Source organism: Pseudomonas sp. RL_5y_Pfl2_69 (genome assembly GCF_963970465.1).
GTDB lineage: Bacteria > Pseudomonadota > Gammaproteobacteria > Pseudomonadales > Pseudomonadaceae > Aquipseudomonas.
This window is the reverse complement of record NZ_CAXAOU010000001.1, coordinates 328,872-340,779: the sequence shown is the minus strand read 5'-3', so window position 1 is coordinate 340,779 and position 11,908 is coordinate 328,872. Positions and strand designations below refer to the sequence as shown.

Below are 11,908 nucleotides of genomic sequence, written 5' to 3'. Positions count from 1 at the left end.
ATGGCGCAAAAGATTATCCGTGTAGGCAATATCGAAATTGCCAACGACAAGCCAATGGTCTTGTTCGGTGGCATGAACGTGCTGGAAAGCCGTGATATGGCCATGCAGGTGTGCGAAGAGTACGTACGGGTTACCGAAAAGCTCGGCATCCCTTACGTGTTCAAGGCCAGTTTCGACAAGGCCAACCGTTCATCTGTCAGCTCTTACCGTGGCCCCGGCCTCGAAGAAGGCATGCGGATTTTTCAGGACATCAAGGCTGCTTTCGGTGTGCCGCTGATCACCGACGTTCACGAGCCTGCGCAAGCAGCCGTGGTCGCCGAAGTCTGCGACATCATCCAGTTGCCGGCGTTCCTGTCGCGTCAGACTGACCTGGTCGTGGCCATGGCCAAGACCGGCGCCGTGATCAACATCAAAAAGGCCCAATTCCTTGCGCCTCAGGAAATGAAGCACATCCTGAGCAAATGCGAAGAAGCGGGCAATGATCAGTTGATCCTTTGCGAGCGTGGTTCCAGCTTTGGCTACAACAACCTTGTTGTAGACATGCTGGGCTTCGGCATCATGAAGCAGTTCGAATACCCGGTCTTTTTCGACGTGACCCACGCGCTGCAAATGCCCGGTGGTCGCTCGGACTCAGCCGGTGGTCGTCGTGCCCAAGTGACCGACCTGGCCAAGGCTGGCATCAGCCAGGGCCTGGCGGGCCTGTTCCTTGAGGCGCACCCGGATCCGGACAATGCCAAATGCGACGGCCCTTGCGCCTTGCGTCTGGACAAGCTGGAGCCTTTCCTGGCCCAGCTGAAGTCTCTGGATGAGTTGGTTAAAAGTTTTCCGACAATAGAAACCGCGTAAACCTCGTTTCTCCGGTAAAGTACCGCACGATTTCTCGGGCCTCAGGGCCCGAGCCTTATCGCCCGCAAGGCTGCCTGCTATTTGCCCCTTGCCGCCGATAACAATATTTCCCTCAGCTGCGTCGTTTTCGTCAACTTTGGAGTGTTTACAACAATGGCAAAAATCGTCGACATCAAAGGTCGTGAAGTTCTCGACTCCCGTGGCAATCCCACTGTGGAAGCGGACGTGCTTCTCGACAACGGCATCATCGGCAGTGCTTGCGCGCCGTCCGGTGCATCCACTGGTTCCCGCGAAGCGCTGGAACTGCGTGATGGCGACAAGAGCCGTTACCTGGGCAAAGGCGTGCTGAAAGCCGTTGCCAACATCAATGGCCCGATTCGTGATTTGCTGCTGGGTAAAGACCCGGTTGACCAAAAGGCGCTGGACCACGCGATGATCGCGCTGGACGGCACTGAGAACAAAGGCTCCCTGGGCGCCAACGCCATCCTGGCCGTGTCTCTGGCTGCTGCCAAAGCCGCTGCCCAGGACCAGGACCTGCCGCTGTACGCACACATTGCCAACCTGAACGGCACTCCGGGTGTTTACTCGATGCCGGTTCCGATGATGAACATCATCAACGGTGGCGAGCACGCTGATAACAACGTCGACATTCAAGAGTTCATGGTTCAGCCGGTTGGCGCCAAGACTTTTTCTGACGCGCTGCGCATGGGCACCGAAATCTTCCATCACCTCAAAGCTGTGCTCAAGGCCCGTGGCCTGAACACCGCAGTGGGCGACGAAGGTGGTTTCGCACCTAACCTGGCTTCCAACGAAGATGCACTTAAAGTGATCTCCGAAGCCGTTGCAAACGCCGGTTACACCCTGGGCACTGACGTGACCCTGGCTCTGGACTGCGCTGCCAGCGAATTCTACGAAGACGGTAAATACAACCTGTCGGGCGAAGGTCAAGTCTTCAGTTCCGAAGGCTTTGCTGAATACCTCAAGGGTCTGACTCAGCGCTACCCGATCATCTCCATCGAAGACGGCCTGGACGAGTCTGACTGGGATGGCTGGAAAATCCTGACCGACAAAATCGGTGAGAAGGTTCAGCTGGTGGGTGACGACCTGTTCGTAACCAACACCAAGATCCTGAAAGAAGGCATCGACAAGAGCATTGCCAACTCGATCCTGATCAAGTTCAACCAGATCGGTACCCTGACCGAAACGCTGGAAGCCATTCAGATGGCCAAGGCTGCTGGTTACACGGCTGTGATCTCGCACCGCTCCGGCGAAACCGAAGATTCCACGATTGCCGATCTGGCGGTGGGTACTTCGGCTGGCCAGATCAAGACCGGCTCTCTGTGCCGTTCTGATCGTGTTTCCAAGTACAACCAATTGCTGCGTATCGAAGAGCAATTGGGTGCAAAAGCCAAGTACAACGGTCGTGGCGAGTTCCGCGGCTGAGTACTGAATCGTAAAAAGTCAGCAGATTGTGTTGAAAAGCTCGTCAATGCGGGTCTTTTGACACTAATCTGATGCTTCTGTATACAAGCCTGGTTCTTCCAGGCTTTGTACTATTCGTTGTTTACGTTTGTCGGCATGGCTGTCTTTTTACTGGATACCTGATATTCGATGCGCAGTCCCTATTGGTTGTTTCTCGTCCTGCTCTTGCTGCTGGCTGGCCTACAGTATCGCCTGTGGGTGGGGAATGGCAGTTTGGCGCAGGTTACCGACCTGACTCAGCAAATCGCCGATCAGCGTGCTGAAAACGAAATTTTGCTGGAGCGTAACCGCGTGCTGGATGCGGAAGTGCTGGAGCTTAAAAAAGGCATGGAGACCGTTGAAGAACGCGCTCGCCATGAGTTGGGCATGATCAAGGAGGGTGAAACCCTCTATCAGTTGGCCCAATGAGTCATTCATCACCGGCCTTTTGGGCCGTGATTCCTGCCGCGGGCGTGGGTGCCCGTATGGCCGCGGACCGTCCCAAGCAATATTTGCAATTGGGCGGGCGCAGTATTCTCGAACACAGCATCAGCTGTTTTCTCGATCATCCAGGCCTCAAGGGGCTGGTGGTCAGCGTCGCTTTTGATGATCCCTTCTGGCCGTCATTGCCGTGTGCATCTGATTCGCGGGTTGTGCGCGTGGACGGCGGGCGGGAACGGGCAGACTCCGTACTCAACGCGTTGCTGCACCTGCATGCGCAAGGTGCGGCGGATGACGACTGGGTATTGGTCCACGATGCGGCACGTCCAAACCTGTCCCGTGAAGACCTGGACAAGCTGCTGGGTGAGTTGGCTGACGACCCGGTGGGTGGTTTGCTGGCTGTTCCTGCGCGGGACACACTCAAGCGAGTGGACAAAAAAGGTCGTGTGGTCGAAACCGTTGATCGCAGTTTGATCTGGCAAGCCTATACACCGCAGATGTTTCGCCTGGGGCCATTGCATCGCGCTCTGGCGGACAGCCTTGTGGCCGAAGCGACCATCACGGACGAATCTTCTGCAATGGAATGGGCCGGCCTGGCCCCGCGACTGATCGAAGGGCGTGGGGACAATATCAAGGTCACTCGCCCGGAAGACCTTGAGTGGTTGCGTTTGCGTTGGGCCACTCGCTGATCAGCGCGTCCTGGTGACTTGTGGGAGCGGGCTTGCTCGCGATGACATCACCTGGTTTACCCGGCAGACCGTGGCGTCTGCATCGCGAGCAAGCCCGCTCCTACAGGTAAAAGCAGCAGCGGCTTACCCCTGATACTCCTCCCGCTTGGCCAAACCTTCCTTCAAGTAATCCACCAGCTTTCTGACCTTGGGCGACAAGTGCCGCTGTTGCGGATAAAGCGCCCAGACAGCAGTGTTTGGTGGCTGGTGAGTGTCGAGCAAAGACACCAGGGCCCCCGTCTTCAAATGCTCCAGTACGTAATAGTCCGGCAGCTGACAAAGCCCTACACCTTGAAGTGCCGCATCCAATACCGCTTGCCCACTATTGCAGCGCCAATTCCCCTGCACCCGTTGCGAAAACTCACGCCCGTCCTGCTGCAATTGCCATAGATCCGAGCTACCAATCAGACAGTTATGTCGGCTCAGCTCTGACAGGCTGTGGGGGCGGCCATAATGTTCCAGGTAGGAAGGTGACGCGCAGACATACATGCGCCTGGGTGCGAGCCGCGTGGCCACCAGCCTTGAGTCCTGCAAGCGTCCCAGTCGAATCGCCAGATCCAGGCTTTCATGTACCAGGTCCAGTGGCCGATTGCTGAGTTCTATGTCGACCCGCAACTGCGGATACAGCCCCATGAAACGCGTCACCAATGGCACGATAAATCGTTCGCCATAGGCCACCGCGCAGGTCATGCGCAACATGCCCTTGGGCTCGCTGGCCAGATCTCCCACCGCTCGCAGTGCTTCTTCACGTCCGTCCTGCAGGCGCTGGCAATGCTGCAAAAAAGTTTGCCCTGCCTCGGTCAGCGTTACCTTGCGGGTACTGCGATAAAACAGACGGGTCTGCAGACGCTCTTCGAGGCGCGCGACCTGGCGACTGATATGGGATGACGAGACGCCAAGGCGCTCGGCCGCCGCCGTAAATTGGCCGCACTCGGCCACGGCGACAAACTCATCGATACCTTCCCAGCGGTTTTCATTCACGGCTGATTATCCCTGCATGGCAATAATGTTTTGCTTTTGCCTGGATTATTAATCACTCAGCGCTGATTTACACTCGGCGTCTTGTTTTTACTTTGCTGGAGACGATCGATGATCAAGTCACGTGCTGCCGTAGCTTTCGAGGCCAAAAAGCCCCTGGAAATCGTAGAAGTTGACGTTGCCATGCCCAAGGCTGGCGAAGTGCTGCTGCGGGTTGTGGCGTCGGGTGTTTGCCATACCGATGCCTACACCTTGTCAGGCGCGGACCCGGAAGGCATCTTCCCGTCGATCCTGGGCCATGAGGGCGGCGCCATCGTTGAAGCGATTGGCGAGGGCGTGACCTCCGTTGCGGTCGGTGATCATGTCATCCCGCTGTACACCCCCGAGTGCGGCAAGTGCAAATTCTGTCTGTCGGGCAAGACCAACCTGTGCCAGGCGATTCGCTCTACCCAAGGCAAGGGCTTGATGCCGGACGGCACTACGCGTTTCTCCTACAAGGGTCAGCCGATTTTCCACTACATGGGGACTTCGACCTTTTCTGAATACACCGTGCTCCCGGAAATATCGGTCGCCAAGATTCAGAAAGATGCGCCGCTTGAGAAGGTTTGCCTGCTGGGTTGCGGCGTGACGACCGGGATCGGCGCGGTGCTCAACACCGCCAAGGTCAAGCCGGGTGACACCGTGGCCATCTTCGGTCTGGGCGGTATTGGCCTGTCCGCGGTGATCGGTGCGGTGAAAGCCAAGGCTGCACGGATCATTGCCATCGACATCAACCCGGCCAAGTTTGAAATCGCCCGGCAGTTGGGTGCGACCGATTGCGTCAACCCGAAAGACTTCGATCGCCCGATTCAGGAAGTGATCGTCGACATGACGGATGGGGGGGTCGATTTCTCCTTTGAATGCATTGGCAATGTGCATTTGATGCGTGCGGCGCTGGAGTGCTGTCACAAAGGGTGGGGCGAGTCTGTGATCATCGGCGTAGCCGGTGCAGGCCAGGAAATTTCCACCCGTCCATTCCAGTTGGTGACCGGTCGCGTCTGGCGCGGTTCGGCGTTTGGTGGCGTGCGTGGTCGTACGGAACTGCCAAGCTATGTCGACATGGCGCAAAGCGGCGAGATTCCGCTGGATACCTTCATCACTCACACCATGGGCCTGGAAGATATCAATAAGGCATTTGACCTGATGCATGAAGGCAAAAGCATTCGTACCGTCATCCATTTCTAATTAACAGCGGTAAGTCTAAACACCGCTAAACACGTGTGGGAGCGGGCTTGCTCGCGATTGCTGCTACCCGGTTTGACTGAAAGACCGAGTTGTCTGCATCGCGAGCCAGCCCGCTCCCACAGGTGGGGTGTTTTGCTTGCGGTCTGGAGTTGCCCATGACACTGGAAAATATCTCCTGCCAAAAAAGCTTTGGCGGTTGGCACAAGCGTTACAAGCATCGTTCTGAAGTGCTGGGCTGCGACATGGTATTCGCCGTGTACTTGCCGCCGCAGGCGGAGCAGGGGGCAAAGTTGCCGGTGCTTTACTGGCTGTCTGGCTTGACCTGTACCGACGAGAATTTCATGCACAAGGCAGGTGCAATGAAGATGGCTGCCGAGTTGGGGCTGATCATCGTGGCGCCGGACACCAGCCCCCGTGGCGAAGGTGTGCCGGATGACCCGCAGGGCGCCTGGGACTTTGGATTGGGTGCAGGTTTTTACCTGAACGCTACGCAAGAGCCTTGGGCGCAGCATTATCGGATGCACGATTATGTAGTGCAGGAGTTGCCGGCTTTGGTCGAAGCGCATTTTCCCGCTTCGCAAAAGCGCGGTATCAGCGGGCACTCGATGGGCGGGCACGGGGCATTGGTTTGTGCATTGCGCAATCCAGGACGCTATCAGTCGGTGTCAGCCTTCGCGCCGATCAGTAATCCGATGGACTGCCCATGGGGGCAAAAGGCGTTCTCCAACTATTTGGGCGAGGAGCGTGCTCGCTGGCGTGAGTGGGATGCCAGCGTGTTGATTGGCGAAGCGCGTGAAAAACTGCCGCTGCTGGTTGATCAGGGTGATCGGGATGACTTCCTGGCTGTCCAGCTCAAGCCTGAGGTGCTGCAGCAGGCCGCCAAACTGGCCGACTACCCGCTGACCCTGCGACTGCAGCCAGGCTACGACCATAGCTATTTCTTCATCGCAAGTTTCATCGATGACCACTTGCGTCATCACGCCAATGCACTGAGCTAATAGCGCCCAATGTTGGTCAAAGTAGGTAGAATCACGCCCTGACTTAATCGGGGCGTTTTTTTATGCGTATTGGCCACGGCTATGATGTGCACTGTTTCGCTGAAGGCGATTTCATTACGTTGGGCGGCGTGCGGATCTCCCACAAATTCGGGCTGCTGGCCCATTCTGATGGCGATGTGCTTTTGCATGCCCTCAGCGATGCCTTGCTGGGGGCTGCGGCGCTTGGCGATATAGGCAAACATTTTCCGGACACCGATCCGACCTTCAAGGGCGCTGACAGTCGTGTCCTGCTGCGTCATGTTGTGGGTCTGATCCATGCCAAGGGCTGGAAAGTCGGCAATGTCGACAACACCATCATTGCCCAGGCGCCAAAAATGGCGCCGCATATTGAAACGATGCGTGCGCTGATTGCCGCGGATCTAGAGGTTGACTTGGACCAGGTAAACGTAAAGGCCACGACCACCGAAAAGCTTGGCTTCGTGGGTCGTGAAGAAGGTATTGCGGTGCATTCCATTGCGTTGTTGGTTCGCTCATGAACGAGTCGGATCTGCTCGGCCCTCGGGCCTACGGCGAGGCATTGGGCACTGCCGTGCTCAAAGCGACGGCTGAAGATTTTCAAGTCGACGAGGTGCTTGATATACCGCTGTCCGGGGACGGCGAGCACCTGTGGTTGTGGGTTGAAAAGCGTGGCCTGAATACCGAAGAAGCAGCGCGTCGCATTGCCAAGGCGGCGGGCGTGCCTTTGCGCACGGTCAGTTACGCGGGCCTCAAGGACCGCCAGGCGTTAACTCGCCAATGGTTCAGCGTGCAGCTGCCGGGCAAGGCAGACCCTGACTTGTCGGGCGCTGAAAACGACACCCTGAAAATTCTCAAGACCTCACGCCACAAACGTAAATTGCAGCGTGGTGCCCATGCCGCCAACGGTTTCACACTGCGCCTGACGCAACTGGCCGGGGACAAGGACGCGCTGCAGCAACGCCTTGAACTGATCGCCAAACAGGGTGTGCCGAACTATTTCGGCACCCAGCGTTTCGGCTGGCAGGGTGGCAATGTGGGCGAGGCGCGTGACTATGCTGCGCGCAAGGCCTTGCCTGAGCAGCGCAACGTTCGCTCGCGTCTGTTATCCACTGCCCGCAGCTATCTGTTCAATCAGGTGCTGGCCGCACGGGTGGCGGATGGTAGCTGGCAGCGGGCACAGGTCGGCGATTTGCTGGCCTTTACCGACAGTCGCAGTTTTTTCCCGGCAGGCGAGGCTGAATGCAGCGATCCGCGGCTGGCTATTCTCGATCTGCACCCCACCGGCCCCCAGTGGGGCGAGGGTGAGTCACCGACCACCGGCGTGACCCATGCGCTGGAGCAGTCGATTGCAGAGCGTGAAGCCCAATTGCGTGACTGGCTGGTTCGCTCAGGCATGAGCCATGAGCGACGTATCCTGCGACTGCCCATTGGACGATTGACGTGGCATTATCCGCAGCCTGACATTCTGCAACTGGAATTTGTTCTGCCGGCCGGATGCTTCGCCACTGTTCTGGTGCGCGAGCTTGTTGATCTGGTGCCTTTGGATCAAGCGGATAGCCTATGCGTATTCTGATTTCAAACGATGATGGGGTCACCGCTCCGGGGTTGGCTGCGCTCTACGGTGCGCTGGCCGACTACGCTGAATGCGTGGTGGTTGCCCCGGATCAAGACAAAAGCGGGGCGAGCAGTTCGCTTACCCTGGATCGTCCCCTGCATCCACACACCTTGGCCAATGGCTTTATCAGCATTAATGGCACACCCACCGACTGCGTGCACCTGGGCCTTCACGGCTTGCTGGAGCCGCAACCGGACATGGTGGTGTCAGGGATCAACCTGGGTGCCAATCTGGGTGACGACGTGTTGTATTCCGGCACTGTAGCGGCGGCACTTGAGGGGCGTTTTCTGGATCGTCCATCCTTTGCCTTTTCGTTGGTGTCGCGCCAGGTGGACAACTTGGCGACTGCGGCTTTTTTTGCCCGCAAGCTGCTTGAAGCCCACGCATCGCTGGACTTGCCGCCGCGTACGGTCCTCAATGTGAATATTCCCAACTTGCCGCTCGAGAAAATTCGCGGCATTCAACTGACCCGCCTCGGGCATCGGGCACGCGCTGCGGCGCCGGTGCGGGTGGTTGATCCGCGAGGCAAGGCCGGTTACTGGATTGCCGCGGCAGGTGACGCCGAAGATGGCGGTCCGGGCACCGACTTTCATGCCGTGATGCAGGGGTATGTGTCGATCACGCCGCTGCAACTGGATCGCACGTTTGGGGATGGTTTCAAAAGCCTGAATGACTGGCTGGAGGGCATGGGCTGATGGCGCGCGAGCAGGATGGCATGATGCACCGTGGCATTGGCATGACCTCTGAGCGTACACGAGAGCGGCTGATTCAGCGCCTGCGTGAAGAGGGCATCGTTAACCAGGACGTGCTTGAGGTCATTCGCCGCACGCCACGTCATTTGTTTGTGGATGAAGCCCTGGCCCATCGGGCATACGAAGACACGGCGCTGCCCATCGGCAATAACCAGACCATCTCCCAGCCTTACATGGTGGCGCGCATGAGCGAGCTGCTGCTTGAGGACGGGCCGTTGGACAAGGTGATGGAGATCGGCACCGGATCGGGTTATCAAACCGCCGTGCTCTCGCAGCTGGTTGAACGGATATTCTCGGTTGAGCGCATCAAGGTGCTGCAGGATCGGGCCAAGGAACGATTGCTTGAACTCAATCTGCGCAACCTGGTGTTCCGTTGGGGCGATGGCTGGGAGGGCTGGCCTGCGCTGGCACCTTACAACGGCATCATCGTGACGGCCGTCGCGACCGATGTGCCTCAGGCATTGCTCGACCAACTGGCCCCCGGTGGACGCATGGTGATCCCTGTCGGTGCGGGAGAGGTCCAGCAGTTGATGTTGATCGTACGCGAAGAGCACGGCTTTGCCCGACGGGTAATCGGTAATGTGCGCTTTGTGCCACTGCTTAACGGGCCGCTGGCCTGAGTCTTTATTGGCGTCGGGTGAATTATAGGGTGAGCTGCGGGTCATAAAGCCCGTCACCCGGGCCCTGCCCAGTGTTTGTTTATATTTTATACAGTGTGTTTATGATTCGGCTTTGCAGTCTGTAAAAGCCCTGTAGCCAGTTATACTTGCGCTAAACCATGGCCAGTACTGGCGTTTTACTATTTAGCCATCTTCAAAGGGAGCGGCGGGTGAGTCTCACAGTCATTGCGCAGCGTATGAGCAGCAAAAGCCTTCAGAGGCTTGTGGTCGGTCTGTTCCTGAGTGCCACACTGGCATTGTTGGCCGCGTGCTCCAGCAGCCCCAAAAGTGGCGTAAATGTCGTTGACCGTAACGGGGTAGCCCAGCGTCCGGCAGTGACCACAGGGCAATACGCCGTACGTCGTGGCGATACCTTGTTTTCGATTGCTTTTCGCTACGGCTGGGACTGGAAGGCTCTGGCCGCCCGTAACAATATTGGCGCCCCGTTCACCATTGTCCCAGGTCAGGTCATTCGTTTTGACGGACGCTCTGGGAGCCAGCCAGCAGGTGGCACGACCAGCACCGTGGTTTCGTCTTCTGCGGGCAGCAAGACCACGGTTATCAAGCGTTCCGGCACTGTCGCAGCTGCACCGGCAGCCGCCGCGCCGCTGCCAGCAGGCCCCGCACCCAAGGGTTGGGGATGGCCTTCGAACGGTATTTTGATCGGCAAATTTTCTTCAAACGGTAGTTTGAATAAAGGTATTGATATCGCCGGTGATTTGGGACAGCCTGTTTTAGCTGCGTCTGATGGGTCGGTTGTATACGCTGGCAGTGGATTGAGGGGCTACGGCGAACTGATCATCATCAAACACAGTGATACCTACGTCAGTGCTTACGGTCATAACCGTAGGCTGTTGGTTCGGGAGGGGCAGCAGGTCAAGGTCGGACAGACAATTGCCGAAATGGGGTCAACTGGTACAGACCGGGTGAAGCTTCACTTTGAAATTCGCCGTCAAGGTAAACCTGTAGATCCATTGCAATTCCTTCCTCGCCGTTGATCGCTTACCAGCCTGTTCCTGATGTGGATAAGGAACAGGCTCCAGCGTTGCCAAGGACTTGGGCGATGCTTGAGCTTGAGGTCGAACTCATCAAAGGACTATAGCAATGGCTCTCAACAAAGAAGCGCCGGGGTTTGACATCGACGATGAGGTGCTCCTTATGGACTCCAACATCGACAGCGACTTGATGTCAGAAGAAGACGATTCAACCCCTACAGCTCGAACCAAGTCCAAAAAAGCACCCGCTACAAAACAGCATAAGTACATTGACTACACGCGGGCGCTCGATGCGACCCAGCTGTACCTCAATGAAATTGGCTTCTCTCCGTTGCTCTCCCCTGCAGAAGAAGTCCACTTTGCTCGTTTGTCGCAAAGTGGCGATCCCGCCGGGCGAAAACGCATGATTGAAAGCAACTTGCGGCTGGTGGTGAAAATCGCACGTCGCTACGTCAATCGTGGGTTGTCGTTGCTTGACCTGATTGAAGAAGGCAACCTGGGACTGATTCGGGCCGTCGAGAAATTCGACCCGGAACGAGGGTTTCGCTTCTCGACTTACGCCACCTGGTGGATCCGCCAAACGATTGAACGGGCGATCATGAACCAGACCCGCACCATCCGTTTGCCGATCCATGTCGTTAAAGAACTCAATGTCTATCTACGGGCTGCGCGTGAACTCACGCAAAAGCTTGATCATGAACCTTCCCCTGAAGAAATCGCCAATCTGCTCGAAAAACCTGTCGCAGAGGTCAAGCGCATGCTTGGGCTCAACGAGCGGGTGTCCTCGGTAGACGTTTCTCTAGGTCCTGACTCAGACAAAACGCTGCTTGATACCCTTACCGATGATCGTCCTACAGATCCTTGCGAGCTGCTCCAGGACGATGATTTGTCGCAAAGTATCGATCAGTGGTTGTCTGAACTCACAGACAAGCAGCGTGAGGTGGTGATTCGCCGTTTCGGGCTGCGTGGTCATGAAAGCAGCACCCTTGAAGATGTAGGTTTGGAAATTGGTCTGACACGTGAACGCGTGCGCCAGATCCAGGTCGAGGGTCTCAAGCGCCTGCGGGAAATCCTTGAACGCAACGGTCTGTCGAGTGAGTCGCTGTTCCAGTAACTCACAACAGGCTGACTTGAAACCCCGAGCTTTTCGGGGTTTTTTGTGTGTGATGGAAAATGTTTCGATTACCGTTTTG

13 protein-coding genes are annotated in these 11,908 nt (G+C 57.0%); 12 read left to right on the top strand and 1 reads right to left on the bottom strand.

Annotated elements, in window-relative coordinates; translation table 11 throughout:
* The 4 genes from kdsA (at position 1) to ispD (ending at position 3,437) form a co-directional block, all read left to right on the top strand.
* Positions 1 to 846 carry a 3-deoxy-8-phosphooctulonate synthase gene (gene kdsA / locus AACY07_RS01595; protein WP_019822215.1) on the top strand — a complete coding sequence of 282 codons (846 nt, stop codon included), beginning with the start codon at positions 1 to 3 and terminating at the stop codon, positions 844 to 846.
* 153 nt (positions 847 to 999) lie between these two features.
* Positions 1,000 to 2,289: a phosphopyruvate hydratase gene (eno, locus tag AACY07_RS01590; RefSeq protein WP_133077716.1), complete on the top strand. Its 1,290-nt coding sequence runs from the start codon at positions 1,000 to 1,002 to the stop codon at positions 2,287 to 2,289.
* A 168-nt stretch (positions 2,290 to 2,457) separates the two neighbouring features.
* Positions 2,458 to 2,736, top strand: a complete 279-nt coding sequence (gene ftsB / locus AACY07_RS01585; protein WP_019822218.1) for a cell division protein FtsB — start codon at positions 2,458 to 2,460, stop codon at positions 2,734 to 2,736.
* Complete coding sequence (ispD, locus tag AACY07_RS01580; RefSeq protein WP_339473211.1) at positions 2,733 to 3,437, top strand: 2-C-methyl-D-erythritol 4-phosphate cytidylyltransferase; 705 nt, start codon at positions 2,733 to 2,735, stop codon at positions 3,435 to 3,437. The genes ftsB and ispD overlap by 4 nt, the downstream gene beginning before the upstream one ends.
* Positions 3,438 to 3,560: 123 nt before the next feature.
* Here the strand turns inward: ispD and AACY07_RS01575 are convergent, their stop codons facing one another.
* Positions 3,561 to 4,457, bottom strand: a complete 897-nt coding sequence (locus AACY07_RS01575; protein ID WP_133077714.1) for a LysR substrate-binding domain-containing protein — start codon at positions 4,455 to 4,457, stop codon at positions 3,561 to 3,563.
* Positions 4,458 to 4,565: 108 nt separating this feature from the next.
* Here AACY07_RS01575 and AACY07_RS01570 point away from each other — a divergent pair, with 108 nt between their 5' ends.
* From AACY07_RS01570 to rpoS, 8 genes are all read left to right on the top strand, one after another.
* Positions 4,566 to 5,678, top strand: a complete 1,113-nt coding sequence (locus AACY07_RS01570; protein ID WP_133077713.1) for an S-(hydroxymethyl)glutathione dehydrogenase/class III alcohol dehydrogenase — start codon at positions 4,566 to 4,568, stop codon at positions 5,676 to 5,678.
* 155 nt (positions 5,679 to 5,833) lie between these two features.
* Positions 5,834 to 6,676: an S-formylglutathione hydrolase gene (fghA, locus tag AACY07_RS01565; protein WP_133077712.1), complete on the top strand. Its 843-nt coding sequence runs from the start codon at positions 5,834 to 5,836 to the stop codon at positions 6,674 to 6,676.
* A gap of 62 nt (positions 6,677 to 6,738) precedes the next feature.
* A complete protein-coding gene (gene ispF / locus AACY07_RS01560) occupies positions 6,739 to 7,212 on the top strand; it encodes a 2-C-methyl-D-erythritol 2,4-cyclodiphosphate synthase (protein ID WP_095001325.1) in 474 nt (157 codons plus the stop codon).
* Positions 7,209 to 8,267: a tRNA pseudouridine(13) synthase TruD gene (truD, locus tag AACY07_RS01555; protein ID WP_339473208.1), complete on the top strand. Its 1,059-nt coding sequence runs from the start codon at positions 7,209 to 7,211 to the stop codon at positions 8,265 to 8,267. The genes ispF and truD overlap by 4 nt, the downstream gene beginning before the upstream one ends.
* Positions 8,255 to 9,004 (top strand): 5'/3'-nucleotidase SurE, encoded by a 750-nt coding sequence (gene surE, locus AACY07_RS01550; RefSeq protein ID WP_133077710.1) that lies wholly within the window; start codon positions 8,255 to 8,257, stop codon positions 9,002 to 9,004. The genes truD and surE overlap by 13 nt, the downstream gene beginning before the upstream one ends.
* 41 nt (positions 9,005 to 9,045) lie before the next feature.
* Entirely contained in the window at positions 9,046 to 9,681 is a 636-nt protein-coding gene (locus AACY07_RS01545; RefSeq protein ID WP_219261723.1) for a protein-L-isoaspartate(D-aspartate) O-methyltransferase, read from the top strand.
* 209 nt (positions 9,682 to 9,890) lie between these two features.
* Positions 9,891 to 10,718, top strand: a complete 828-nt coding sequence (locus AACY07_RS01540) for a peptidoglycan DD-metalloendopeptidase family protein (RefSeq protein WP_339473205.1) — start codon at positions 9,891 to 9,893, stop codon at positions 10,716 to 10,718.
* Positions 10,719 to 10,824: 106 nt separating this feature from the next.
* The gene (gene rpoS, locus AACY07_RS01535) at positions 10,825 to 11,829 is read left to right on the top strand and encodes an RNA polymerase sigma factor RpoS (protein ID WP_046810484.1); all 1,005 of its coding nucleotides are present in this window, start codon (positions 10,825 to 10,827) and stop codon (positions 11,827 to 11,829) included.
* Positions 11,830 to 11,908: the final 79 nt, after the last annotated feature.

What these genes read in the sequence shown, in the direction of transcription:
- ftsB (WP_019822218.1), top strand. Translation starts at nt 2,458, where the DNA reads ATGCGCAGTCCCTATTGGTTGTTTCTCGTCCTGCTCTTGCTGCTGGCT.
- surE (WP_133077710.1), top strand. Translation starts at nt 8,255, where the DNA reads ATGCGTATTCTGATTTCAAACGATGATGGGGTCACCGCTCCGGGGTTG.
- ispD (WP_339473211.1), top strand. Translation starts at nt 2,733, where the DNA reads ATGAGTCATTCATCACCGGCCTTTTGGGCCGTGATTCCTGCCGCGGGC.
- AACY07_RS01545 (WP_219261723.1), top strand. Translation starts at nt 9,046, where the DNA reads ATGACCTCTGAGCGTACACGAGAGCGGCTGATTCAGCGCCTGCGTGAA.
- fghA (WP_133077712.1), top strand. Translation starts at nt 5,834, where the DNA reads ATGACACTGGAAAATATCTCCTGCCAAAAAAGCTTTGGCGGTTGGCAC.
- truD (WP_339473208.1), top strand. Translation starts at nt 7,209, where the DNA reads ATGAACGAGTCGGATCTGCTCGGCCCTCGGGCCTACGGCGAGGCATTG.
- rpoS (WP_046810484.1), top strand. Translation starts at nt 10,825, where the DNA reads ATGGCTCTCAACAAAGAAGCGCCGGGGTTTGACATCGACGATGAGGTG.
- AACY07_RS01570 (WP_133077713.1), top strand. Translation starts at nt 4,566, where the DNA reads ATGATCAAGTCACGTGCTGCCGTAGCTTTCGAGGCCAAAAAGCCCCTG.
- kdsA (WP_019822215.1), top strand. Translation starts at nt 1, where the DNA reads ATGGCGCAAAAGATTATCCGTGTAGGCAATATCGAAATTGCCAACGAC.
- ispF (WP_095001325.1), top strand. Translation starts at nt 6,739, where the DNA reads ATGCGTATTGGCCACGGCTATGATGTGCACTGTTTCGCTGAAGGCGAT.
- eno (WP_133077716.1), top strand. Translation starts at nt 1,000, where the DNA reads ATGGCAAAAATCGTCGACATCAAAGGTCGTGAAGTTCTCGACTCCCGT.